The sequence below is a fragment of the Bacillus bingmayongensis genome (assembly GCF_000299035.1).
Classification (GTDB): Bacteria; Bacillota; Bacilli; order Bacillales; family Bacillaceae_G; genus Bacillus_A; species Bacillus_A bingmayongensis.
In genome coordinates, this window is record NZ_JH921518.1 from 445194 (window position 1) to 469145 (window position 23952).

Genomic DNA, 23952 nt, shown 5'->3' on the forward strand with positions numbered 1-23952 from the left:
CGGCGGGTGATTCCTATCAGCTAACGCTATATAATAATGGAGGTATTCAATTTTGATTGAAGTATATATTGATGGTGCATCAAAAGGAAATCCAGGTCCTTCTGGTGCTGGGGTTTTTATTAAAGGTGTGCAGCCACCTGTGCAATTATCACTACCACTTGGAATCATGTCCAACCATGAAGCTGAATATCATGCATTACTCGCCGCATTAAAATATTGCATAGAACATAATTATAACATTGTATCTTTTCGTACAGATTCACAGCTTGTTGAACGTGCTGTAGAAAAAGAATATGCAAAAAACAAAACATATGCACCACTTTTACAAGAAGCACTAGCGTACATCAAAAGATTTGATCTTTTCTTTATAAAGTGGATTCCAAGTAGTCAAAACAAAGTTGCCGATGAATTAGCAAGAAAAGCCATTTTACAAAATGAATGGAGGTCTTAGCGTGAAAAAAGGATGGATTGCTCCTCTTGCTTTATTATTTGTCTCCTTTATTTGGGGATCAACGTTTGTTGTCGTTCAAAATGCAATGTCATTTGTTGGACCATTTACTTTTAATGGGGTTCGCTTTTTATTTGCTGGAATCATTTTATTATTTGTCCAATTTATGTTCTCGAAAAAAACTTCAAAACAAGAAGTTCAGCATAGTAGCATCGCCGGGGTAATTGTCGGATTTTTCTTATTTATCGGTTATTTATTGCAAACATTTGGATTACTCTATACCACTTCTTCTAAAGCTGGATTTTTAACTGGACTCAGCATTGTTATGGTTCCAATTCTTTCATTTATCTTCTTAAAACAAAGAGCTACACCTTTTATCATACTGGGCATTACCGCTGCAACAGCAGGCTTATATTTACTAACCGCTGGTGATTCTTTTCAATTAAATATTGGAGATATACTTGTTCTCGGCTGTGCAATTGCTTTTGCAGCACATATTCTCATTAACGGGGTCTTTTCCAAAAAGATATCACCTTTACTATTAAGCACATCTCAAGTATTGTCTGTTGGAATCTTCTCTTCCATTTGTGCTTTTTTATTTGAGGATTGGGGGAAATTATTTTCAATCTCTTTATGGACGAATTCTGCTTTTTTATTTGCTCTACTCGCAACATCTGTTTTCGCGACATCAATCGCTTTTTTTATTCAAACAGCTGCGCAAAAGCATACATCTCCAACAAGAGTTGCTATTATTTTTGCAATGGAACCTGTCTTTGCTGCATTAACAGGTGTTCTTATCGCAAATGAAAAGCTTTCCATTTTCGCAGTGCTTGGTTGCCTTTGTATTTTCTTAGGCATGATCTTCGTTGAGCTTCCTTCAAAAACAAAAAAAGAAGCGCAGGCTGCGTGATGTTACGCTTGTAACGTCCGCATAAAAGCCTTTGCGCTTTTTTTATCTGTAATTTTCTCTTCCTTCAATCGCTCTAATAATGCGATAAAATAACTACCATCAAACTGTAATTGATGTTTAATTGTTGCTTCAATCGCTGCATTCACAAGCCCATCAGATGCACCTGTATATCCTTGACCAAACATAATAAACCCTTGTGCATCCTCTGATAATTTAAATCCTTTTGTGTGTAAGAATGAAAGATAATCTTGTACTGTTTGCATGCTGTTTTCACCTACAAAAAAATTCTCCACTTCCTATCATACATGTTTTTAGTCTTTATGAGAATGAATTTTGTTTGACAATCTCCCTTAAATCTCTTGATTTCCTAAAAGATAAAAACAACATTACTATCGCAAAAAATTTAAATATAGCTCCTGTATACCCTAAATAGATAATTGAACTGTTTTTTTAAATAAATCCACCAACAATAGCCCCTGTAGCAATACCTATATATAACACTGAAGCGCTTAAAGATAAAATAACAACAGGCGCTTTGGTTGATAAGGAAATAAAATAACTATTGATTCGTGCATTAAACGTCCATGCAGCAATTCTCCATATCATTCCCATTAGAAAAAATCGTCACAATAGATAAAGTGAAACTTCCATCAGTGGGGGTTTTCTTCATCCCCCACTGATGGTTAGTTGAACGAATCGGGCTTTTACGGGCAGTTGTCCCTCACCTATCATCCTCGTTTCTCTCTGAATCTTGAGGTGGGGGTCTTACTGCCCACGAATAGCGGGATAAAAATAGCATAGATAGAACAAAGCATATGAAACTAATTTGAATCGTCTTTATGTTACCAAATTTATCACCACTGTATCCGTCAATAAAATTCCTTATATAAAAAGGATTTACTTACAACATCCAGAAATAGATACAGTGTAACTTGAATCACCAGCGCCTTTCTTCATACCTCATCTATCTTCCTTACTCTGTTGGAAATATTGTACTGAGGAGATGTTTACCCACAAATAACGGAATTAAAAGAGAGTCATACATTTTAATTAAAAAGGGGATATTTAATGAAACAAGCACTATTAATTATTGATGCTCAACAAGAACTTATTGACGGAAACGAACAAGAAGCTGCAGTATTTCATAAAGATCAATTGTTAACAACAATAAATATAGCAATTCAAAAAGCAATTCAATCAAATGCTCTCATTATTTTTGTAAGGGATACTGATGTTGCTTCTGGCGAAGGGAAAGGATTTCAAATACACGAAGAAATTAAAGTACCTCATGTGGCTCTAATCATAGATAAAGAGGCAACCAATTCATTTTATAACACTTCTTTACATGCTATTTTAAAAGAAAAAGAAATTAACCATCTTGTTATAGGAGGTTGTAAAACGGAGCACTGTGTTGATACTGCCGTTAGAACAGCAACCATAGAGGGATTTGATGTTACTTTAATACAAAATGGACATTCAACGACCGATTCTACCATTCTATCAGCGCAGCAAATTATTGAGCATCATAATAAAACATTACATGGTCATTATAATGTCGATCATTTTTCTATTGTTAGAGATGTCGAGGAAGATCTGTTTCACCCTATTCACGACCAATATCGTGAATGATACAATGTCATTTATAAAGTAAAAAGATTCCTTTCTCAAAAAGGAATCTTTTTACTTTATCCGAAAGTCTGTGCTGCTATTCCATACAATTCACCATTTCGTTTCAAAAGTTGATTGCTGTTTTTCATCATAATTGGTGGTTGATTCACCTTTTGAAAGCCAACTTTTTCGAGTACTTCCATAAAAATTTCTTTTCCTTCTGGTACATCAATTCTAAGTTTTCCATTATAATCTTTTATCAAATGATAAACAATGCCACTTGCAATATTATCGGTTAGTGCAACGATTGGTCCTATAATTCTATTTTCTGGAGTTTGCACGCTCATTCCATAACCCACAATATAATTTTCTTTGTCTTTTACAACTACACATTGTTCACACTGTTCGATTCTTCTCTGTATAAAATTACGTCTATTTACACCGAAAGCTGCTTCATCTAACTTCACAATTCTATTACTATCTTCCTCATCATAATCCATAAAAATGTGTTGGTCATTTCTATCGTAACCTCTAGGAGTTACATATTGATTACATATATACTTTGAAACATGACTAACCACTTGAAAACCTAATCTCTCATATAAAGGTCTTCCTTCTTCTGTAGCAATAAGCATAATCGATGTCTTTTCTGAAACACTTCTTATACAAGCCTCTGTAATTTTTCTTCCAATCCCTTTCCCTTTATACTGAGGATGTACAATAACCATGCCAATAGATGCTAATTTCTCTCCATATAGGATGATAGCTGCACTGGCAATAAATTTACCTTGCATATTCTTTCCACCACATACAATTCCTGATTGAAAAATTGTTTTGATTTCTTCTAAACTATAATCCCATCCAACTGATTCAGATAGACTTATAAGATGCGGTATATCTTTTTCCTCAACTCTCTCTATTGCAATCACTATCTATCCTCCTTCTATATTTCATAAATGAATGTCTCAATACAATTCCCTTTAAAATTCGAGTTAGAAAATTGCTTATTTTTCACGAAGATAGGAATTAATCAATTCTGCATCTCCTACAATACTCTGATAACGTTATTTCTTCGGTCCTAGTTACCTTCTGTTGCCTACCATGGCTCATCTACATGGAACACCAAAGTAGTATCGCTCACTCAATAAATAGGGAAGAACTCTATTATTCTTGCTTGTTGATAATTTGTGCTAAATCCATGAAAAAGCTTAATGATTCGGGGTTGGCCATGGAACCTTGATTGACTACCTTATCTACTGGAAATCCTAATAGAATTTTGCGAATTGGAACTTCTAATTTCTTTCCGCTCAATGTTTTCGGAATTTGCTCTACTACATAAACTTCATCAGGAACAAACCGAGGTGAAACCTTTTGTTTTATTTCAGATTTTATCGTTTCTTTTAGACCACCACTCATATTTACCCCAGGTTTTAACACAACAAAAAGCGGCATAAATGATTTACTTCCAAGGAGCTCTAAATCCACTACTAAACTCTCTATAATGTCGTTTAGAGAATCAACCACACGATAGATTTCACTCGTCCCTAGACGTACCCCCAGCCGATTGATGGTGGAGTCTGACCGCCCGAAAATGATACAGCTGCCTTTATCATCAAATTCAATCCAATCACCATGTCGCCAAATTCCTGGATACATCTCAAAATAACTTTCAAGATAACGTTTATTATTGTGATCCCCCCAGAAATAAACGGGCATAGATGGCATCGGTGCCGTTATAACCAATTCTCCAACTTCATTAATAACTGAATTCCCCTCATCATCAAATGATTGTACGTGTGCTCCTAAAGAACGAGCTTGTATTTCTCCTGCGTAAACAGGTAATATAGGAGAGCCACCAACAAATGCAGTACATACATCAGTCCCTCCACTAGTTGAAACAAGCCATACATCTTTTTTCACATTCTCATATACCCATAAGAATCCTTCTACAGGTAGAGGTGAACCAGTTGAACAAATAGATCTTAACTTCGAAAAACTGTGTCTTTCTTTTAGCTTAGCCCCAAATTTCATACATGCACTTAAGAAACCGGCACTTGTACCAAAGAACGTAACACCGACTTCTTCTGCAAGGTCCCATAATATATGTATACTTGGATAAGATGGGCTACCGTCATATAAAACAATCGTGCCTCCAGTCAAAAGACCGCCCACTAAAAGGTTCCACATCATCCAGCCTGTCGTTGTAAACCAAAAAAACACGTCATCTTGATTCACACCCTGTTCAACTAATAATGTCTTAAGCTGTTCTAATAGTATTCCACCTTGACTTTGTACGATTGGTTTTGGTAATCCTGTTGTTCCGGAAGAAAATAAAATCCAAAGAGGATGATCAAATGGTACCTTCTCGAAGACAAGCTCACAATCCCCCTTTAAGATGTCATTCCAATACATTGTATGATTATTCAACTTAGAATCACTACTGTTGACATACGGGATTAAAATTGTCTTTTTTAAAGTAGGCAGGCTTGATTGAAGCTCCGAAACATTTGTTATTCTATTCTGAATTTTACCATTATAGGCATATCCGTCAACCGCAAATAAAATTGTCGGTTCGATTTGCTTAAATCGATCAATAACAGTATCTGTTCCGAAATCGGGAGAACAGCTGGACCAAATGGCTCCAATACTAGCGCACGCTAAAAAAGCAATTACAGTTTCAGGAATATTAGGCATATAAGCCACAACACGATCCCCCGATTTAACTCCAAATTCTTTTAAGGAATTCGCAACCATTGCTGTCTTTTCCTGAAGTTCTTTCCAGCTTATTTCTGTTCTCGGAGTGGTTTCTGATTGAAAGATTAATGCTGGTTTATTTCCCCTACTACCTCGAAAAATATGTTCGGCATAATTTAAAGTAGAACCTGTAAACCATTTTGCCCCAGGCATCTTTCTTGATTCCAAAACTTGATTATAAGGTGTAGTAGAGCTGATTTGGCAATAATTCCAAATACTTTCCCAGAATGATTCAAGTTCTTCAACAGACCATTTCCATAATTCCTTTTGATTTTCAAAAGATAAATCCTTTTCTTGTTTAAGCCACTTCATAAAGAGACTGACACCTGATTTTTCTATCTGTTGCTGTGATGGTTCCCATAGCAGCACACTATCAGTAATCGTTTTCATTATTATTCCTCCTAAACTTTCAATTTTTTATGAAGTAAATAATAACTATATACAGCATGCGCTCTTGAAAAACCTTTTTTCAAAAAGCTGAAGCTAATTATTTCATAAAAATTCCCGCTAACACAGAAATAGAAAAAGGTTCTCCTATAAAAAAGAACCTTTTTACTCCCAGATTAATAAGCTTATGTCTAAAGAAATCTGAAATTGAAATATACCGTTTACTTTCATCCTTCCAAGCTCTTCACTATACTTATATATTACATATAAATGGACTTTTTCTACATCTCTCACTTTACAACCAACGTACCTGATTTCCTCAAAAACAAAAAGATTTCATCTATACAAACACAATATTTCTTTGCGCTCCTTCAAGAACGCCCTCCTGAATTTGTTGTACAAACCGATAAATGTTTTGTTTTTTTTGCAAAGATGATATTTCCTGTTCATTCATATAAGCCCCGTAGTAATATTTCCACAATAATACAATCATCTCAAATTTATTTTTCTTTTTCAGTAGCAGGTCTTTTTGGATATAATCTACAAACGTGTTAGCACCCTCTACATATTCGACTTTTACTTGTGTAACAATAAATGAGAAGATCTTTTTAGGTCGGTATCGAACGGTACCTTCTTGTTCCATCTCTTTTACTACACTCATAAATATTTCATCTGTTACTTTACTCTTTTCACCAAAATAGCATATCCATTCTTTACATGTACGTCTTTTATAATTTTGTATACATAACATAAGTTGATTCACGTGTACATGATTTGTATCTTGATTATCTCTTATTTCTATTTCATCATTTTGATTTAACTGTAAATAGCCCTTTTCAAGTAATTCCATGAATAATATTCCTATCGTATACAGTGGTAAACTAAATGTATAACGACTATTTATTATTATTGGTCCCTCTGCAAGGTAGTTACTAATAAAACCTTTTGTCATCTTCCCTATTTCTTGCATATATAACCCCTCCTCTATATAACTATCCCTTAATCCAATTGTGTTAATATAGAATCAAGCGATTACTTCCGTCCTACAGTTTTTATTATAAATGTAGTATGATTCCGCGAGAAGAATGCACTTTTTTGATAGAAAGTATCCTCTAAGATACTAAAGGGAAGGTGAAGAGTATGGAGCAAGATTTACGTCATGAAGTATTACATAAAATACAAAGTAAAGAATTTAATTGTGCGAAAGAATTAACTTTATCTATCATTAGCGGAAAATGGAAAATTGTGATTTTATATCGATTAGGTATAAATGGTCCAATGCGCTTTAGTGCCATTCAACATTTATTCCCGAAAATCACACATAAAGTATTAACCAAACAATTACGTGAATTAGAAGATGATGGTGTAATCACAAGAAAAATTTATCCGGAAATCCCACCTAAAGTAGAGTATTCTTTAACGGAGCTCGGTGAAAGCTTACAGCCTATCTTACAAATGATGTACGACTGGGGAGAAAAGAGGATTCAGCAATTACAACAAGAATCATAATTAAATACCTTTACAAAACATAAGGAGATGCGTATCAACCACGTCATCTCCTGCTCATTCCTATTATTTATTTCAGTTTTCCTACCATAACATATTATTGCATTAATATTTTATTCAGCTCTCTCTGAAATATCATAATGTCTAAATCATTTTTCAACATTTTTTCGATATCATAACCTAAAACAAACTCTCTTACCCCTGATTGAAACATAACAACGGAACCGTAGCTCTCTTGAAATCATTTCTGTTGTCTTAGTAACTTGAACTTTTTGTTCATTATTCTTTTCTTTTTTTGTTGGCACGCAAAGAATGAACTGTACTGCCATCTCTCCTATTAATTCACCCAAATTTTCTCCTTCTTTCTATAATTACAAGCCTGTTTTAAAACCATTCTCAAATAAAACCCCTTCAGATTATAAATGAAGGGGTTTTATTTGAAATGTTATCTTATTCAATTACCGGATACACGATACGAGACATGTCTTTTTTCAATTTTTTCTTCTATTTCCCTTATGTTCTCTTTATCGTTCAATAACAATTGTTTATTCTCTATCAATAATTGTTTAAAGGATTTTCTTATTTTTTTTCGCATGTTTCTTTTCCTCCTTCATTATTACAAATAACTTATCAAAGGATTATTTATATGAAAGATAAGTAATTATCTGTGTAGTCTTATAATAAAAGATTCGTGTGAAATCTATTTGAATTCTAAATGAAAACTAAGTATTTTTTCTGATAACTTTATCACTCAAAAGAAATTACATAAAAAAAATAACGTCAAATCAAAATATATTTGATCAGACGTTATCTGTAATATGAAGTAATCTCTTTTTGTTTTTATAGCATATTTATAAATATTTCAGGTCTTCCCCAGTTCATTTGACCGCAAACAAATCGTACTTTCTCTTCATCAATTGTATGCAGACCTTCTTCTAGCGAACATGAAATCGGAACTTCACAATGAATTTGTGCTAATTGTAATGATATATTTAAGTTCTCTAAATCACTTTCAATTTTTGTGCGCTGCGCTTTTGTTAATGCCGCTATATTTTCTAGCACTGCCGCTACTGTTCCGTGTTCTTGAATTAGTTTATATGCCGTCTTTTCCCCAATTCCTTTTACACCTGGATAGTTATCACTCGTATCACCCATAAATGCTTTTGCATGAACGATTTGCCAAGGCTCTACGCCTTTTTCTTCCATAATCTTCTCTGGCGTATAATACTCATAGTTTCCAATTCCCTTACGAAGAAGCATCACAGTAACGTTTGTATCAACAAGTTGTAGTAAATCTGTATCACCTGTTAAGATATATACTTCCGCTTCATTACAATATTCTTTCGCTAACGTACCAATGCAGTCATCAGCCTCATAGCCTTTCAGTCCAATTACAGGAATAGATAACTGTGAAGTCATCTCTTGCACAAGATCAAATTGTGGAATCAACTCTTCTGGTGGTGCTGCACGGTTTGCTTTATAGTTCGAGAACGATTCCGTTCTGAAAGTTGTACTTCCCATATCCCAGCACGTTACAATATGCGTCGGTTCAATCGCTTGCGCTGCTGTTAATAAATGTTTCATATAACCATGAATCCCGTTTGTTGGGGTACCATCTTGTCGTTTCATAAATTGGCCGTAAACACTTGTTGCGTAAAAAGCACGAAATAATAGTGCCATACCATCAACTAACAATACTTTTTTCATAATTCCTCTCCTACTAACAAAAAATAATAACCTCACGTCATCACGTAAGGTTATATGAATAGATTACCATTCTACGTTTCTGTTCAACTCTATCTATTATACAATGTTTTTATATATTTAGCATCATTAACGATTTAAGATGTTTGGCTACAGCATGTATGGAGCAATCCAGAATACGTATTTTTACCTGTTGAAACGACCACAGCCTTCGCAGTTCCATTTACAATATGTGTGCCTTTAAAACATACATTTTCAAGTTGAAGTGGATTGTAGTCTTTCATGCGTTTTAATGGAATAAAACGTTTGCGTTCAAGATGATAACAGCTTTCAAATTTTTCTACGTTCGCTTCTTTCCCTGTTAGCATCGATTCATTTACTAACAAATCTTCTGCATAAATAATACGTAAATCAGCCGGAACTGTATCACCTGCTGAAAGAAAAACCATATCTCCTGGAACTAGCTCTTCGACTGGTAATTTCATTATTTTCGAATCACTACTCATCCCTACAGTTGTACATCCTTCTACTCTAGAAACAGTAACTGTTACAATCTCACACTGATTTTCATTATGGACACGTTGCTTTGCAAATCCAGGAATCATTTCACCCAATTTCATCATTACATCAGAAAAAATTGCTCGTTTAGAAGATAATTCATTTTTCCCGTACACATGAATGCGTTTCTGTGCTTCTTTCATAGATAGACCATCTCTTGTTGTTTTAAAATAAGCAAATACAGACTTAACATCTCTTGTTGCAATTTCAATTAACAAGTCTCTATTTTGTTTTAATAGAGATTGTTCTTTCATTACTTTTTTACTTTGTTTATAAGAAGTGTTACCCACAAGTTTATTTACATATAACATATTATCGTCTCCTCCTCTACAACATAGGAAGAAACGCTTTGTTTCTCAATTTATCTCACTTTAACAATTCATGCATTTCTACAGCCTGTTAAAGTGTTCCACATTCAACTTACAACGATAAAGCTGAACGTTACCTTATGATAAATATAGGGGGAGGAACAAGTCGTTTCCTGCCTACATCATATATTTTTGTTTTGAAGTATATGGGTAACGGAACCGAGTCAGAATTTGACATGCTCCTCACCTCCTCTTTCGTTTTTTTAGTTAATACTTATAACTATGATAATTCTCATAGCTTGTTACTAAAAAGACCTCTACTCGTAAGCGAGTAAAGGTCTTTACATACATAAATAAGCGATTCCTAATAAACATAGAAATCTGCGAACCTCTCCCTCACCGAGTTTTAGCACTGTATAGCATAGGTACGTTACCAGCTACGTTAAGAAAAACCTTAATTCGATCATTCCTGTTGACCCATTGGCGTCTCTCGACATTTTTGGGCAGTAGCATTTCTCTATACAGGAGCCTCACCTAACAGAGACTTATTTTTTTATTATATAGAAAATGTTACTCCTATTTAAAATAGATGTCAACAGTTTGAATTCAAACTGTTTCCTTATTACAACAAGTATTTCCTAGAAAATGATTCAGGCCAGGAACACTCTTATTCTAAGACTAATTGTTTAAGATTTTGTATGCTCTTTTTCTCAAGATGACAAGCTTGAAGAAGATACGCTTCAACATCACCATACTTTTCTACAATTTTATAATACACTTCATCTAAATATTCAGGACGTACTTCTAACATAGGCCTTATCCGCTCTGGTGATGCTTGAAATAAACTCATCCACCTAATAAATTTTTCAACCTTCTTCATTCTTGGCCCAATTAAATCATTAGAAAATAAGTAATCATCACGCACTACTTCATATGGTATTCCAACAAGTAATTGAATTAAGGCTGCGATATAACCCGTTCGATCCTTCCCACCAGTACAGTGAATCAGTGCTGGTACATGCTTTTTTTCTGAAAGTAAGTGAATGACCTTCCGAATTTCATGACAACTTGAAAAAGCTATGTTTTTATACATTTCCTTCATGATTTTTTCAAAATCAATTGTGTGAGACTTGCTCACTAAAAACTTAAAAAATTCAAAGTGTGTAAATTCTTGACTCTTATCATGAATTGATATATTAACTAGCTCTACTCCGTATTCATGTTTCATTCGACTTGGTTTTGATTTTTGTTCACGTGGCGTTCTTAAATCACAAATTAATTTTATTTGTAACTGTTTCATGTTTTCAACGTCTTGCTGTGATAAACGCGACAATTCATCCGAACGAAATAAAACCCCTTTTTTCATTCTTCTTCCATCTTTTGTTTCTTGTCCTCCGATATCACGAAAATTATATAATCCGTCAAACTGATTTACTCTTTCTTTTTGTACAATCCCCATAACTCTTCCCCATTTTTTACTTATTATTTAACTGTATGAATGGAACAATTGCATCTAAAACGGCAGCTTTATCTTCAATATGCAACGTATGTCCCGCATTCTCCAGTTTTACATGTTTGGCATTAGGTAACAGTCCTAAAGCTTTTTTTACATCTGAATCTCTTACTACTCCATTACGCTCAGGGTTTCCTTGTAACAGTAGCACAGGACATTGAATTTTAGGTAGCAACGTATTCATATCATATCCCATATACGTTTCATCACAATGGTCAATCATTACATCTAATACTTGAGGATCTGTTAGCATGACACTTTCTATCATAAAATCTAACAGTGGATTCTCTCCTTTTTTAGCCATCATATTCTGATTCGTCGCTGCACCTTTTTGCACTATCCCTTTCCATTTCCTCAACTTCTCAGAACCCTCTTTTAATACTTCTAGAGACATCGGAGAATCACCAATGATTAACCCTTTTACTAATTCTGGATACTCTGCAGTCACTTGAATCCCTATCATTCCACCAAGTGAATGACCAAATATAATTGGTGGTTCTGTCATACACTCTTCAATAAAACTGATAATATCCTGAACATAGTCTTTCACATGATAGCCATTCGTAACTCTTCCTGATTTTCCATGTCCTCTTAAATCTATTGCGTAGACATGCCCTTCATTTTCTAATTCTGGAATAATGGTTTGAAATGCTTCCCATCTCGAGATTCCACCATGAAGTAATAATATTGGTACACCTTTTGAATTACTTTTTACATAATGTAACCTTACATCCCCTGTATGAAAAAAACATTCTAACATTTCATCACCCGCTTCAGTTATTTTATAAAACTTCAATATATACAAACTGCTTTGTTATGTTTGAAAGTCTTTTACACAATATACCAATTCTCAATTTAAATCTTGAATAACAATCAATCTCACCTTATCCATCCCCTTGTTTGAAATCCGCCGACGTTTTATGTGACTAAAATGGTTTTTATAGTCATATAAAAGTTAAAAGAAAAAACTGTTTCTCTAACAGTCTGACGTTTACTTTATATATTACAGCGGTTATGATAAGTATAAAACATAACGTGACTAAAACTCTATAAAAAGTCACATAATTTATAAAATAGGAGTTTTACTATGCCTAAATTTACAGAACAAGAAAAAGAACAAATTCGCCAATCCCTTTTAGAAAAAGGAAGGGAACTATTCATTCAATACGGTTTAGCAAAAACAAGCATCGATGATATTGTACTTGCATGCGGAATTGCAAAAGGATCCTTTTATAAGTTCTTCTCCTCAAAAGAAGAACTCTATTTCGAAATTTTAAAAAATGAAGAAGAGGTTCGAGAAACTGTATTGAATCAGTTGTTTCAAGAAAAGCTATCTTCAAAAGAACTACTCTCTTCCTTCTTCCACACATCATTTCAATTTGTTGAAGATAATCCTTTCCTACAACGTGTGTTTCAAAACGGTGAGCATGAACGTCTTATGAGAAAATTACCAAATGAAATGATGGAGTTCTCTCAATATAATATGGAGAGAGGTGCCCTTGCTATCAATACTCTCATTGACCGCGGAGTATTACCTAAAGATGATCCACAAGTCATTACAGGTGTAATACAAGCTGTAATGATGCTACGATTACATAAAGATGAAATAGGTGGAGAACTCTTTCCTAAAGTAATGGACAAACTTATCGATTATGTCTCAGAAGGATTAACGAACGAAAAATAAAAACCTTACGTATAAAACGTAAGGTTTTTCAATATGTTAAACACCCAGCAATCACGATTCCAATGGAAATGGATAAAAACATAAGGAAAAGTCCAACAGCCTGGTTATCTTCTTCGATGCTTTGATTGATATTAAAGCGTGGTGTGAGCCATTCAGCTAAATAAAACACAATAATTTGCGCTAATATTCCAATCGCTCCCCATAAAACCATATCCATTAGTGAAACAGAATGGGCAGCAGTTGAATACAAGACGATAGCAAGGCCAAGAAGTCTTCCTCCAAGCGCATAGCTTGCTGCTTTATTCCCTTTTGCCATTAACGAAAATTCCTTCACTTTTGTTGTCACTTCCATAAGAAAAAGACCGATACATAAAAGACCAATTGAGACTGCTAAATAAAGTAAGAAATTTATCATTTCTAATCCCCCTTTTTAATTCCTACAGGCAAATAATAAGATTCATTCCCTGTAATTTTTTCACCAGCACGTATACCAATACTACTTGGCTTCCCAGCAATTAAAAATGATCCAAACACATATGACAGCTCCTCATTCCCCTTTTCAGTCTCAAGAGAAACGACTGGAAGCTTTATATATTTCTGAAATACAGGAAGCTCTTTCTTATACGTTTCATATGAATTTTGATTAACAATATTAGTGTCTTTATCACGAATTGTAATCGTGTCACCTTCTCTACCGAACGACGGTTTTTGAACAAAAGAACTTTTTCCTAAAAACAAATCTGCTTCTAAGTAAGTAGGAAGCATGTATTGTTTAATCCATTGGTGTTCCTCATTTGTATAAAAAGCACCTTCCTCTGCTAATCCCCAAATGAGACATTGAACCGATTTCGGCTGCAGTAGAAAAGATGAAATCGGATTTATAATAAAAAGCTTTTCTTCCTTTACAAGTTGTAGTAATTCGATCCCTACAAGATCTCCAGTATTAGGATCCCGGTCCTTAACTAAGTATTCAATAGGATATGTCTGGCGATACAAAACATCAATTGGCACACCATCTGCATCAAGTAAAGCATCTTCAGTTATTCTGAGTTCTGACATTGACACCACTTTGTTGCTAACTTGACATAGCTGGCTCAAATACCGAGTCGTATTCCAATCTTCTTTATGTTCAGGATGGGCTGTAAAGACAACGTTTGGTCTTTCTATTCCTTTACCAGCTTCCACCACAGCTTTTGTAATACCAGAAGAGAGAAGACATTCCTGATTCTCATTTGGATCCTGATAATCTAATTCTTCGCAAATCTCCCCATTCATTTGAAAGCATTCCATGATAAAAGTCGGAGTATCACTATTAAACTCAAGCATTTTGACGCCACTATCTGTAATCGCAAAATCAAATCGTGAAATAACAGATTCAGGAAACAGAGATTTCATTCTAATAAAAGGCAGACTTGAAGATGGAAAACCAAATTCAAGAAGCTGAGCGTCAGATAAAGTCCGAAGAAGCCTAGCAGTCTTAAAAAATACTTTTCCCATTCGTTTTGTTGCTAACTGCAAATCTTGGATTGTTTGTTCTGTTATTTCAAAGATATGAAAAAGGCTATACTCACTCCCGTATAAGTCGGACCAAAAGTGAGGGAACCTTGAATAAAATTCACTTCGTTTCTTTATGTAAAGTGACATAATTTAACCTCCGAATCCACCCTTTGAACCGCTTCCAATTCCCCCTTTAAAATTAGAAGAAGCTTGATATGACTTAAATTCAGAAGAACTTTTGAAGGTTGATTTATTTTGATAGTATCTACCACCGTAATAATAACTACCATGATAACTTGAATGGCTGTCATCGCATCGCCACACGCCAAGTTCATCATCCCAATCCCAATCAGAACAACTCTTATCTTTTGGTTTTGGAGGAAGATCTTCTGTACAGCCAGATAAAGTACCAGCCACTAAAGATGTAAGAACACCTGTTACTAACCATTTGGTTTTTGTCACTTTCCAACGCCCCTTTATATATTATATTTTTATTATAAAAGAATTCATGATAAAGTAGAAGAAAAAGAAAGAGGGATTACAATTGCGGTTAGAATATCGACTCAATGATAAAACGAAACAATATCCCGCCCTATGGAACTATGCCGATATTTCTGTGTCTGAAGCCGTCGCAAGGATGACTTGTGAGTACTTTATTAAAGAAGGGGATACATATGTCGTAACAGCGACCGCGATGGACCCTGATGGAACAGCAGTATTATACGTCAAAAAAGAAACGTTCTTCGATGATCCTTCAGAACCTATATATTCCCATATAGGTTTTGAGATTAGAGAACTCCAAGGAGCAAATTCTATTTTAATAGAAAATAAAGATGTATGGAACCATGACGAGATTTTAACGTATCTCCATTCAGATATTTTGTACGTTCAAAAAGACGGAACATTCATGGAATTCACCTTAGATTCCAGAGAGATTGATGAAGACCGAAAGTGCTATGTTTATTATGGAAAATTTACAGGTGAACACAGATAAAGTGAACTTTAATCAGTGGGGGTTTTCTTCATCCCCCACTGATTATTAGTTAAACGAATCAGGCTTTTACGGACAGTTAATCTCCCACCTAACTTCTTTGTTTTTTGCAGAATTTTGAGGTGGGAGTCTTACTGTCCGCAAATAGCGGGGTAACACTCAAATGAAACTCCCAATAATGGGAGTTTCATTTGATTTCTAATATTTTTATGCTTTCCACACAATGAAATTCTCATTATTTCTAGCGTACCGAAAAAAGGGGCCTACAACAAAAAAACCTTACGTATAAAACGTAAGGTTTTTATATAGCCCCACACATGCCGTTCTCTCTAGATGTCCATAAACCTGCTCTCACAGGTGGATGTTCTCATAAATGCTTTCAGTTTCCTTCTTAAAAAGATGGCATGCTGTTTACATTTAGATATTGAACTTCCGTATTATACTCATTGGTTTAAGACATACATAAGCTACGTACACCGTAGGAATTTTATATAATGTTAGTTGAAATAAGACCCCCGCACGTGCCGTCCCTCGTAAATGTCCAAAAACCCGCTACTCGCAGGTGGATGCCCTCACAGCTACCGTACATCTTCCTCCACAAGGAAGGCTTGATGATGGTCGCTAAATGTTGAGCTTCCGTATAACTAACATCGGTTTTAGACATAAATAAGTTACGTACACCGCAGGATGTTTTATTTACTTGTCGTTATCTTATCACATTGCATGCAATGTGTAAAATGTAATGTTTTGAAGCAATTTCTTGCTTGTGACCTTATTTTAATACAAAATATTTTTGCATGCAAGAGGTTAATGTCCTTCTTTTGCAATTTGGTTTTCTGGATAAGAAATCCAATCACTCCAGCTCCCAGCATATAACTTCACGTTACGAAAACCAGCTGTTTGTAACGCTAATACATTCGGACATGCTGTTACACCAGATCCGCAATAGACGATTGTTTCTTTCTCTTTATTAAGGAGACGGAAACGTTCCTCTTGTTCCTCTTTACCTTTGAACTGACCTACCGCTGTGATTCCATCTTTCCAGAAATAGTTTTCTGCCGTTGGAATGTGACCAGCCTGAGGATCAACAAGTTCTTCGACGCCAGCATAACGCTTCGGCTCTCTCGAATCAATTAACGTAATATCTGCATTTGTACGAATTCTTTCTTTCACACCTTCCATCGTTACAAGCATGTGGTCTTGTATATTGGGTATGAATTTTTTTCTTTCAATTGTTGGAATTTCCGCTGTTGTAGATAAATTTTGTTCTTTCCAAGCAGGAAATCCACCATTTAATACACATACTTTTTGATGTCCTACATATGTTAGTAGCCACCATAGACGCGAAGCCATTGCACCAGCTTGACTGTCATATGCAACTACAGTCGTATTTTCATCAATACCAGCTTGAGAAAGCATTTCAGTAAAATTCTCAAGGTTTGGAAGTGGATGACGGCCACCATGCTCCGTAACAGGACTTGATAAATCCAGATTCAAATCAAAATATAGCGCATGAGGAATATGGTCTTTTTCATACTGTTCTCTTCCCCAATTTGGATTAGCTAAGTCAAAACGACAATCGATGATGCGGACATGTTCATCTTCTATGTGATCACGTAACCATTCGACTGTAACAATCATACTTAACGACCTTCTTTCTCTTGCAGACGACCTACATACTCCATAACCATATCTTCTGTTACAATTTTACGCTGCGGTGCAACCCCCCGCTTAGCAAGATCATTGATTTGCTTCGTTACCATGTTAATTGCATCTACTGAGAAATGTTTTCCATTTGCTGCAAGTGCTACTGCCGCTTCAATTGCTGCTTCACGCTGCGCTTCTAACTGTAAAAATGTTGTCACAATTTCATTTTGTTTACGAGAATGTGCTGTAATTGCTTTATGTACTTCCATCTTCTCTTCCCCCTAAATAATTTATACTTTCTTGCCAAGTAGCCTCATAAGAAAATGATTAGATTCCCATTGTAAGCCGAACCATATCACGACATACAATTCCATTTTCAATAATCTCTTCTTCATAATGCTTCGAAAAGTAATCAAAATCAATAGAAAAAATACGAAAACCACATTTTTGATACAATGCAAGCTGTGAAACACTAGAATTTCCTGTCCCTATTTCAAGTGTATGCATATGATATTCCTTCGCGGTTTGAATTGCATGTTGTAACAACTGTTTGCCGATTCCTTTTCCTTGCAGCTCTTCTAAAACAGCAAGATTCATAATTTCCATTGTCTGCGGTCTTGTCTCAAGTAATACATACACTCCTATTACGTTTTCTTCCTTTTTCGCAGCATAGGTATGACCACGACGTAAATATGAATTGATTTGACGTTCACTTGGATCAGCAAGCAACAATAATGACATCGGCGCCTTATCTTGTGAAATACGCTCTATTATAATTCCCATAAAATTTCCCCTTTCTCTCTTGTTCTAAACCCTCCTTGTCTACCATAAGTAATACAAAGGAGGGATTCACCATGGACAACAATGAGAAAAAGTGCAACGTCATCTCGATTGATGGAAAGAAAAAGAAAAATGGAACATATTCCTATCCAAAATTAGTTGTAGAAGGAAAAACATACGAATTTTCCTCGTTCGTCTTATGCGGTGAAACACCAGATGGCAGACGGTTAGTTCTGACTCATATGATTTCGACAGATGAATTTGCAGGATTTGTAAAATCACTGGATGCTGTACTGCAAAAGAAAATTGAACGAATCTTTTTTTCATAGAGATTATCAAATATGAATTTCTTGTTCGATTGCTGCCAACTGTTTCTGTAATTGTTCCTTACTTTGTTCATATAGCGACACATCAATTGTTTCTGCTAAAGCGAATAAGACACTTTCATAATACTGCCCAATATCTTGCTGCATCACTGTTCGGAACAAGTCCCATTTTACTTCCCATTCTTCTTTATAATGATGAATAAATAACTTTTCTTCATCAGCTACATATTGAGATACGAAAGGCTCGAGTGATTCCTTCGTATCTTCCTGCATTGCTGCTTTATCATTTTTTTCAAAAAAGCTTTTCTCATTTTTAAAATGAGACAATGCCTTTTTAAAATGCTTTATTTCTATAGAAGGAAACGGCTCTTTATGCGTAATAACCTGGTATTCATAATCAGCTGTCCCATTCATAGAAATAGATTCATTTTCCAACTTACATTTTACTGTAATTTCATCCCTTGCTCTTTGCATCGCTTCATCGATCCATTTTTCAAGACGCAGTGACGTTGCTCGCATTTCTTGTAATAAATCGTGCTGAATGAAAGCTACAAGTTCCATGAGACATTCTTGCAATTTCATTTTTACATTTCCATCTGTTCGAAGGGATGCTGGATTAATAAATTCAGTAAACACATCGTTATAACGTAAAAATAAACGTTGCTCTACATAATACAACAGTTCTTTCACTTCATTTTGCATCGCTTGCTCTTCTGCAAGTACACTATATGATGAAATAATATGAAGTAGCTGCTCACGTTCTGCTTCATATTTTTTTATTTGCTTTTCTTTTTCATCATTCCCTTGCTTCGCTCCTTGTATCATATTTGTAAGAAGCTTATCTGCGCTTTGCAGTGCGCTATATAAAGAATGAACAGATACGAGCATTAAATCGCGCATCATAAAGGATGTAAATGATTCCTCAAACTTTGCAATCCCCGAATTTTGCAAGATACCATACTTTTCTTTTGCTATACTCTTTCCTTGTTTCTCCTCAAGTGCACATAAACTTGAAATTGCAAAGAGACGTGGATTTCGGATACCGTATTGCAGGAGCTGGTCTGCAATATATCCTTTTACCATTTCAAGCTCATCCTCGGACTGTGCTAAGTCTGCCGCATTAATTAAGAAGAACATTTTATCAAGCGCAAATGTATCTTTCACGCGGCCAAGCTGAATTAAAAACTCCCGATCTGCTCTTGAAAAAACATGGTTGTAATACGTTACGAATAAAATTGCATCCGCATTTTTAATATATTGGAATGCAACGTCCGTATGACGAGCATTAATAGAATCTGCTCCCGGTGTATCAACAAGAGCGACTCCTTGTCTTGTTAGAGCACAATCATAGTACAATTCCATATATTCAACAAAACATGATTTCTCTTCATTCGCTACATAATCAGAGAATTCTTCTAACGTAACTTGCACTTGCTCTCCCAAATGATTTGCGACTGCCTGATACCCTCTCTGTACCGCGCGTAAAAAACTAAATGTTGTTTTCTGTTTTCCACTTGGTGATGGATATTGCAGAATCGTATCTATTTGTGATAATGCTTCTTCAAATGTCTCTATTTCATAATGAAACAATTTATAAACTGCTTTCATATCTTCTAATAGCGCTTGCTTTGATTTAAACTGAACAACTACTGTACCGTGAGGTTTTTCTTCTGTAATCGGTAAAATCTGATTAATCGTCGCCGTTGTTGGATTTGGTGATACTGGGAGCACATTTTCGCCAAGCAATGCATTTGCAAATGATGATTTACCTGCACTAAAAGCTCCAAATAAAGCTACTGTAAATTGCTTCGTTTCAACACGCTTTCTTTTTCCTACAACTTCTTGATGCAAATGTTTAAGTGTAGGAAGAGGTTCTAATATCTTTTCCGCACCTTTTACTTGTTCTAATATACGATACATATTTAATGTTGCTGTTGTTTTTATATTTTCTTCATTATAAGGAATACTATCGCTTTGTATCTCTTGTTCTTGTAATGTAAACTTTTCATTTACAACCTGCTTCTTACCTTGTAACACTTTTTCTACTTGTAATCCATCTGGTACAGGTACATGATCACCCCAAATACCTTGTAAATAATTCTCGTATTTATCATACGCCTCAATATATTGTAATTTCGTTTCTTTCGCTGTTTGTAAAACAGTGTATTGCTCAATTTCTTGGTCGATATGAGCAATCTCTTTCTGCACCTTTTTCTTTAAAACGCTCGTACTTTTCTCAAAAATTTGCTGCGCTCTCATAAAGTATCGTTTCTTCAGCTCATTCGCAACATCCGCTGTATAAAGGAGCAAATAATCTCCTGTAAATCCTGCCCCTTGTTTAATGGATTCTGCTAATAATTCAGGACCAAAAGAAATTTGCAGTGCGTATATGTCTTTTCCGACTTCTTCTGTAAACATCCCTTTATCTTTTAAGAAAGCCACAATAAACTCTTTCACATGAAAATCAAGCTGCGTTTCAACAGTCTTCCCTAGCGCTGAATAAAATGCATCTAAACGCCGCTGTTTTTCTTGCTCTGTTTTTCCTTTTGCAAATAACAAACCAACTTTAAATTTCGTTAATTTTGTTTCTAAATATTGATTTGCTAGCTCTCTCATTTCAAACGGCATTAAGTAAGCATTATCTAATATCGCTTGCAAACCTTTTATAAACTCATTTCTCACATCGGATTCTTTATTAGCCACACGTTGTTTATTTCCAATCAGCTCTTCCTTTTTTTCAACTACGTCTGCAAGCGATAACGGTGATGCTAATTCTTTTTGATAAGGCATTAATTGTTTTTCATTTTCTGAAAGAACGAATGAAAAATGCTCTTGTAATAAATATTCTGTCTCTCTTTCCATACCATTTTCCACATACTGCTCACGCTCTTTCATAATAGAAGAAAGCAATTTCTCTAATCTTTGGATTTCATTATGCGGATGGTTCATCATTCGTAACGAAGTATAAAAAATGCCGTCTACTTCAATATCCCAGTTAGAAAAAGATTGACTCACACTTTTCCTATAATCTTCAAATGATAGCTCATTTTCTTTATGCTTATCAATTTGATTGACAACAAGATAAACCGTTTTATTACGCTGTTTTAATTCTTTCACAAATTGCAAGTTTACTTCTGATTGAACGTGATTATAATCCATCATATAAAAAATAACATCTGCAAGATGGAGTGTTGATTCTGTCGCTAATTGATGCGCATCATCTGTTGAATCAATTCCAGGTGTATCAACGAGCATAACGTCACCAGGAATTGGCGCATCATTTCGATAAATATGAACGCCGATTATTTCATCACCATTTTTACAAAGCAGCTTCAATTCTTCAGCTGAGTATGTACCATCATACTCATACTGCTCTCCAGATTTCACCGTCACAACAACACGGTCCGGGCCCTTTTCAATTTTAACAACGTTCGCGCTTGTCGGAATCGGACTTGTTGGTAATAATTGTGCTTTATATAAGTGATTCATCATTGTCGATTTCCCAGCAGAAAAGTGACCACAAAAAGCAATCATAAGCTGTTCTTTCTTATATTTTTGAATCACTTCAAACAACTTCAAACTATTCTCCACGTCACCATGCTTCTGCCATTCTTCATAAAAACAAACAAGTTTTTTCATACTGTTTGTCTGTACTATGTTTGTCATCCCCTTGTTCCCCTTTATTCCAAGATGTATATACCCTATTATCATACTAAATTTTCAGGATATTCTCATTAAAAATAAAAAATCCCTTTCATTCTTTTGACAGATGAAAGGGATTCTATGTAAGTTTGTTCATTTTGTTGCTTCGACTCCATTTAACACATATTTTGTAACGAGAGCATACACAGCAACCGTTCCTGCAACTAATGCATATACCATATTTATCACACCAACCTTTTTGATAATGATTATCACTTTTGCATATATTTTATCATTAAAGAGAATCATTATCAATATTAATTTCTAAAAAAGAAGCTCCTTGAAAATAAAGAGCTTCTTTACTACCTGTTTTAAAGGAGTGAAAAACTTGCTGTGCATCCTTATTATATCTCATAACAAACATCTTAACAGTTTCAAAAATTGGAAATACCCTTATCTCCTTTTCTTTACATTACTGTATAATAAAAGATATTTACTTAAAGGAGGAAACCAATGACACAAAACATTTCACAAGGCGAGAGGATTCAGTCTATTGATATTATTAGGGGAATTGCTGTATTCGGTATTTTTCTTGTTAACTGGCCCATTATTGCTGGTGTTGATTCTCGCGACATTACAGGAAGCTATGAAGGAATAGATAGTTATATTCGTCTATTTTATGACATGTTTATTCAAACAAAATTTTATACTATTTTTTCATTTTTGTTTGGATTAGGCTTTTTCATTTTCATGCAGCGTGCTGAGGCGAAAACAGATCATCCAAAAACATTATTTGTTCGTCGCCTACTTATTTTATTGTTATTCGGCTTCTTGCATTACGTCCTTTTGTGGGATGGGGATATTTTACATAGTTATGCAATCGCAGGATTTTTCTTATTGTTATTTTATAAAAGACAAACTCACACCATTTTAGTATGTTCATTAATTCTATTAGTTCTTTTCCAACTTTTCATATTATTAAGCAGTGTCATAATTGCTTTTGTACCAATAGAAGAATTAATATCATCCCTACCCATTATGCCGTTGGAAAACTGGGGATTACAAGTGCAAGATCGCTTTCATGCCTTTTATTCTGAATCAGTTTGGTTAAACATTTCAATGCTCCCAGAAACAGTTGGATTGTTCTTACTCGGCTTGTATGCTGGCAAAAAAGACATTTTCCGCCGTACAAAAGAATTAGATGCAAAACTAAAAAAATGGCAAATTATTATGTTTATCTTAACACTTCCAATATGGTTCTTTATGATTCGTTACTTTGTAACAAAACAACCTTATGAGCCAATCTATATGAGTGGTTTTACAATGTTTAGTGGTAAAACTTTATTTATCTTTTACATTTTCACCCTCATGCGTTTGTTACAGAAAGAAAGATGGCAAAAAATATTACGGCCATTCCAATTTGTAGGACGTATGGCTCTAACAAATTACATTTCACACACAATTATCACACTGGTCGTATTTGGTCTATTTTTCAAAAATTTCTTACCAGTACCGTTATGGGTAGGTCCACTGTTTTGCATCGGCTTTTATACACTACAAATCTTTATTAGCCGCTGGTGGCTTTCTCATTATCAATACGGTCCACTTGAATATATTTGGCGCCTAGGTACGTATGGAAAATTGATGCCATTAAAAAAGAAAAGCAAGGTCTCTCAATGAGAACCTTGC

26 protein-coding genes, 2 other RNA genes and 1 riboswitch are annotated in these 23952 nt (G+C 34.9%); of the genes, 8 read left to right on the forward strand and 20 right to left on the reverse strand.

Features of this window, described 5'->3' with window-relative positions; all coding sequences use genetic code 11:
- Nucleotides 1-52 precede the first annotated feature (52 nt).
- Together Y7E_RS0116795 and Y7E_RS0116800 are read left to right on the forward strand one after the other, a co-directional pair.
- On the forward strand, nucleotides 53-451 hold the full coding sequence (locus Y7E_RS0116795) for a reverse transcriptase-like protein (protein ID WP_017152433.1): 399 nt from the start codon (nucleotides 53-55) through the stop codon (nucleotides 449-451).
- A gap of 1 nt (nucleotide 452) precedes the next feature.
- Entirely contained in the window at nucleotides 453-1358 is a 906-nt protein-coding gene (locus Y7E_RS0116800) for a DMT family transporter (protein WP_017152434.1), read from the forward strand.
- A gap of 2 nt (nucleotides 1359-1360) precedes the next feature.
- Here Y7E_RS0116800 and Y7E_RS0116805 read toward each other — a convergent pair whose 3' ends face one another.
- The gene (locus Y7E_RS0116805; protein WP_017152435.1) at nucleotides 1361-1621 is read right to left on the reverse strand and encodes a DUF6123 family protein; all 261 of its coding nucleotides are present in this window, start codon (nucleotides 1619-1621) and stop codon (nucleotides 1361-1363) included.
- Nucleotides 1622-1808: 187 nt separating this feature from the next.
- Nucleotides 1809-1970 (reverse strand): hypothetical protein, encoded by a 162-nt coding sequence (locus tag Y7E_RS33275; protein WP_017152436.1) that lies wholly within the window; start codon nucleotides 1968-1970, stop codon nucleotides 1809-1811.
- A 456-nt stretch (nucleotides 1971-2426) separates the two neighbouring features.
- Between Y7E_RS33275 and Y7E_RS0116815 the strand changes: the two genes are divergently transcribed.
- Nucleotides 2427-2987: a cysteine hydrolase family protein gene (locus Y7E_RS0116815; protein WP_017152437.1), complete on the forward strand. Its 561-nt coding sequence runs from the start codon at nucleotides 2427-2429 to the stop codon at nucleotides 2985-2987.
- A 56-nt stretch (nucleotides 2988-3043) separates the two neighbouring features.
- Here Y7E_RS0116815 and Y7E_RS0116820 read toward each other — a convergent pair whose 3' ends face one another.
- The 3 genes from Y7E_RS0116820 to Y7E_RS0116830 form a co-directional block, all read right to left on the reverse strand.
- Nucleotides 3044-3898, reverse strand: coding sequence for a GNAT family N-acetyltransferase (locus tag Y7E_RS0116820; protein ID WP_026049247.1), 855 nt, complete (start codon nucleotides 3896-3898; stop codon nucleotides 3044-3046).
- Between the two features lie 232 nt (nucleotides 3899-4130).
- Complete coding sequence (locus Y7E_RS0116825; protein ID WP_017152439.1) at nucleotides 4131-6110, reverse strand: acetoacetate--CoA ligase; 1980 nt, start codon at nucleotides 6108-6110, stop codon at nucleotides 4131-4133.
- A gap of 337 nt (nucleotides 6111-6447) precedes the next feature.
- Complete coding sequence (locus Y7E_RS0116830; protein WP_017152440.1) at nucleotides 6448-7077, reverse strand: hypothetical protein; 630 nt, start codon at nucleotides 7075-7077, stop codon at nucleotides 6448-6450.
- A 170-nt stretch (nucleotides 7078-7247) separates the two neighbouring features.
- Here Y7E_RS0116830 and Y7E_RS0116835 point away from each other — a divergent pair, with 170 nt between their 5' ends.
- Nucleotides 7248-7616, forward strand: a complete 369-nt coding sequence (locus Y7E_RS0116835; RefSeq protein ID WP_017152441.1) for a winged helix-turn-helix transcriptional regulator — start codon at nucleotides 7248-7250, stop codon at nucleotides 7614-7616.
- 451 nt (nucleotides 7617-8067) lie between these two features.
- Here the strand turns inward: Y7E_RS0116835 and Y7E_RS30980 are convergent, their stop codons facing one another.
- From Y7E_RS30980 to Y7E_RS30800, 5 genes are all read right to left on the reverse strand, one after another.
- Nucleotides 8068-8208, reverse strand: coding sequence for an FbpB family small basic protein (locus Y7E_RS30980; protein ID WP_017152443.1), 141 nt, complete (start codon nucleotides 8206-8208; stop codon nucleotides 8068-8070).
- A 245-nt stretch (nucleotides 8209-8453) separates the two neighbouring features.
- Nucleotides 8454-9320 carry a 5'-3' exonuclease gene (locus Y7E_RS0116850; RefSeq protein WP_017152444.1) on the reverse strand — a complete coding sequence of 289 codons (867 nt, stop codon included), beginning with the start codon at nucleotides 9318-9320 and terminating at the stop codon, nucleotides 8454-8456.
- Between the two features lie 134 nt (nucleotides 9321-9454).
- On the reverse strand, nucleotides 9455-10186 hold the full coding sequence (locus Y7E_RS0116855; RefSeq protein ID WP_017152445.1) for a P-type ATPase actuator domain-containing protein: 732 nt from the start codon (nucleotides 10184-10186) through the stop codon (nucleotides 9455-9457).
- Nucleotides 10187-10568: 382 nt separating this feature from the next.
- Nucleotides 10569-10732: riboswitch (M-box (ykoK) riboswitch) on the reverse strand.
- A gap of 118 nt (nucleotides 10733-10850) precedes the next feature.
- A complete protein-coding gene (locus tag Y7E_RS0116860) occupies nucleotides 10851-11642 on the reverse strand; it encodes a tyrosine-protein phosphatase (RefSeq protein ID WP_017152446.1) in 792 nt (263 codons plus the stop codon).
- Between the two features lie 16 nt (nucleotides 11643-11658).
- Nucleotides 11659-12456, reverse strand: a complete 798-nt coding sequence (locus Y7E_RS30800; RefSeq protein ID WP_017152447.1) for an alpha/beta fold hydrolase — start codon at nucleotides 12454-12456, stop codon at nucleotides 11659-11661.
- 327 nt (nucleotides 12457-12783) lie between these two features.
- Between Y7E_RS30800 and Y7E_RS0116870 the strand changes: the two genes are divergently transcribed.
- Nucleotides 12784-13380 (forward strand): TetR/AcrR family transcriptional regulator, encoded by a 597-nt coding sequence (locus tag Y7E_RS0116870; protein ID WP_017152448.1) that lies wholly within the window; start codon nucleotides 12784-12786, stop codon nucleotides 13378-13380.
- A gap of 28 nt (nucleotides 13381-13408) precedes the next feature.
- Here Y7E_RS0116870 and Y7E_RS0116875 read toward each other — a convergent pair whose 3' ends face one another.
- Genes Y7E_RS0116875 through Y7E_RS0116885 form a run of 3 tightly spaced genes read right to left on the reverse strand, consistent with a single transcriptional unit; the run spans nucleotide 13409 to nucleotide 15339 of the window.
- Nucleotides 13409-13795, reverse strand: coding sequence for a DUF350 domain-containing protein (locus Y7E_RS0116875; protein ID WP_017152449.1), 387 nt, complete (start codon nucleotides 13793-13795; stop codon nucleotides 13409-13411).
- A gap of 2 nt (nucleotides 13796-13797) precedes the next feature.
- Nucleotides 13798-15024, reverse strand: coding sequence for a glutathionylspermidine synthase family protein (locus Y7E_RS0116880; RefSeq protein ID WP_017152450.1), 1227 nt, complete (start codon nucleotides 15022-15024; stop codon nucleotides 13798-13800).
- Between the two features lie 3 nt (nucleotides 15025-15027).
- On the reverse strand, nucleotides 15028-15339 hold the full coding sequence (locus tag Y7E_RS0116885; protein WP_017152451.1) for a hypothetical protein: 312 nt from the start codon (nucleotides 15337-15339) through the stop codon (nucleotides 15028-15030).
- An 82-nt stretch (nucleotides 15340-15421) separates the two neighbouring features.
- Between Y7E_RS0116885 and Y7E_RS0116890 the strand changes: the two genes are divergently transcribed.
- Nucleotides 15422-15871, forward strand: coding sequence for a hypothetical protein (locus Y7E_RS0116890; protein WP_017152452.1), 450 nt, complete (start codon nucleotides 15422-15424; stop codon nucleotides 15869-15871).
- Between the two features lie 301 nt (nucleotides 15872-16172).
- Here the strand turns inward: Y7E_RS0116890 and ssrS (Y7E_RS30985) are convergent.
- From ssrS (Y7E_RS30985) to Y7E_RS0116905, 5 genes are all read right to left on the reverse strand, one after another.
- A non-coding RNA gene (ssrS, locus tag Y7E_RS30985) (6S RNA) lies at nucleotides 16173-16356 on the reverse strand.
- 21 nt (nucleotides 16357-16377) lie between these two features.
- Nucleotides 16378-16560, reverse strand: a non-coding RNA gene (gene ssrS, locus Y7E_RS30990) — 6S RNA.
- Nucleotides 16561-16675: 115 nt separating this feature from the next.
- The gene (locus tag Y7E_RS0116895) at nucleotides 16676-17509 is read right to left on the reverse strand and encodes a sulfurtransferase (RefSeq protein ID WP_017152453.1); all 834 of its coding nucleotides are present in this window, start codon (nucleotides 17507-17509) and stop codon (nucleotides 16676-16678) included.
- Nucleotides 17510-17511: 2 nt separating this feature from the next.
- The gene (locus Y7E_RS0116900) at nucleotides 17512-17784 is read right to left on the reverse strand and encodes a DUF2533 family protein (RefSeq protein ID WP_017152454.1); all 273 of its coding nucleotides are present in this window, start codon (nucleotides 17782-17784) and stop codon (nucleotides 17512-17514) included.
- Between the two features lie 58 nt (nucleotides 17785-17842).
- Nucleotides 17843-18298 carry a GNAT family N-acetyltransferase gene (locus Y7E_RS0116905; protein ID WP_017152455.1) on the reverse strand — a complete coding sequence of 152 codons (456 nt, stop codon included), beginning with the start codon at nucleotides 18296-18298 and terminating at the stop codon, nucleotides 17843-17845.
- Between the two features lie 71 nt (nucleotides 18299-18369).
- On the opposite strand from Y7E_RS0116905, the gene Y7E_RS0116910 reads away from it, so the two are divergent.
- On the forward strand, nucleotides 18370-18624 hold the full coding sequence (locus Y7E_RS0116910; RefSeq protein ID WP_017152456.1) for a DUF3931 domain-containing protein: 255 nt from the start codon (nucleotides 18370-18372) through the stop codon (nucleotides 18622-18624).
- Nucleotides 18625-18630: 6 nt separating this feature from the next.
- Here the strand turns inward: Y7E_RS0116910 and Y7E_RS0116915 are convergent, their stop codons facing one another.
- On the reverse strand, nucleotides 18631-22287 hold the full coding sequence (locus Y7E_RS0116915; RefSeq protein WP_017152457.1) for a dynamin family protein: 3657 nt from the start codon (nucleotides 22285-22287) through the stop codon (nucleotides 18631-18633).
- Nucleotides 22288-22416: 129 nt separating this feature from the next.
- Nucleotides 22417-22539 carry a hypothetical protein gene (locus Y7E_RS34790; RefSeq protein WP_272942958.1) on the reverse strand — a complete coding sequence of 41 codons (123 nt, stop codon included), beginning with the start codon at nucleotides 22537-22539 and terminating at the stop codon, nucleotides 22417-22419.
- Between the two features lie 237 nt (nucleotides 22540-22776).
- On the opposite strand from Y7E_RS34790, the gene Y7E_RS0116930 reads away from it, so the two are divergent.
- Nucleotides 22777-23943 (forward strand): DUF418 domain-containing protein, encoded by a 1167-nt coding sequence (locus Y7E_RS0116930; RefSeq protein ID WP_017152460.1) that lies wholly within the window; start codon nucleotides 22777-22779, stop codon nucleotides 23941-23943.
- The last annotated feature ends 9 nt before the right edge of the window (nucleotides 23944-23952 follow it).

Coding starts and splice junctions, on each gene's coding strand:
- Y7E_RS0116805 (WP_017152435.1), bottom strand. CDS start 1,621: ATGCAAACAGTACAAGATTATCTTTCATTCTTACACACAAAAGGATTT.
- Y7E_RS33275 (WP_017152436.1), bottom strand. CDS start 1,970: ATGGGAATGATATGGAGAATTGCTGCATGGACGTTTAATGCACGAATC.
- Y7E_RS0116815 (WP_017152437.1), top strand. CDS start 2,427: ATGAAACAAGCACTATTAATTATTGATGCTCAACAAGAACTTATTGAC.
- Y7E_RS0116825 (WP_017152439.1), bottom strand. CDS start 6,110: ATGAAAACGATTACTGATAGTGTGCTGCTATGGGAACCATCACAGCAA.
- Y7E_RS0116830 (WP_017152440.1), bottom strand. CDS start 7,077: ATGCAAGAAATAGGGAAGATGACAAAAGGTTTTATTAGTAACTACCTT.
- Y7E_RS0116835 (WP_017152441.1), top strand. CDS start 7,248: ATGGAGCAAGATTTACGTCATGAAGTATTACATAAAATACAAAGTAAA.
- Y7E_RS30980 (WP_017152443.1), bottom strand. CDS start 8,208: ATGCGAAAAAAAATAAGAAAATCCTTTAAACAATTATTGATAGAGAAT.
- Y7E_RS0116850 (WP_017152444.1), bottom strand. CDS start 9,320: ATGAAAAAAGTATTGTTAGTTGATGGTATGGCACTATTATTTCGTGCT.
- Y7E_RS0116855 (WP_017152445.1), bottom strand. CDS start 10,186: ATGTTATATGTAAATAAACTTGTGGGTAACACTTCTTATAAACAAAGT.
- Y7E_RS0116860 (WP_017152446.1), bottom strand. CDS start 11,642: ATGGGGATTGTACAAAAAGAAAGAGTAAATCAGTTTGACGGATTATAT.
- Y7E_RS30800 (WP_017152447.1), bottom strand. CDS start 12,456: ATGTTAGAATGTTTTTTTCATACAGGGGATGTAAGGTTACATTATGTA.
- Y7E_RS0116870 (WP_017152448.1), top strand. CDS start 12,784: ATGCCTAAATTTACAGAACAAGAAAAAGAACAAATTCGCCAATCCCTT.
- Y7E_RS0116875 (WP_017152449.1), bottom strand. CDS start 13,795: ATGATAAATTTCTTACTTTATTTAGCAGTCTCAATTGGTCTTTTATGT.
- Y7E_RS0116880 (WP_017152450.1), bottom strand. CDS start 15,024: ATGTCACTTTACATAAAGAAACGAAGTGAATTTTATTCAAGGTTCCCT.
- Y7E_RS0116895 (WP_017152453.1), bottom strand. CDS start 17,509: ATGATTGTTACAGTCGAATGGTTACGTGATCACATAGAAGATGAACAT.
- Y7E_RS0116900 (WP_017152454.1), bottom strand. CDS start 17,784: ATGGAAGTACATAAAGCAATTACAGCACATTCTCGTAAACAAAATGAA.
- Y7E_RS0116905 (WP_017152455.1), bottom strand. CDS start 18,298: ATGGGAATTATAATAGAGCGTATTTCACAAGATAAGGCGCCGATGTCA.
- Y7E_RS0116910 (WP_017152456.1), top strand. CDS start 18,370: ATGGACAACAATGAGAAAAAGTGCAACGTCATCTCGATTGATGGAAAG.
- Y7E_RS0116915 (WP_017152457.1), bottom strand. CDS start 22,287: ATGACAAACATAGTACAGACAAACAGTATGAAAAAACTTGTTTGTTTT.
- Y7E_RS0116930 (WP_017152460.1), top strand. CDS start 22,777: ATGACACAAAACATTTCACAAGGCGAGAGGATTCAGTCTATTGATATT.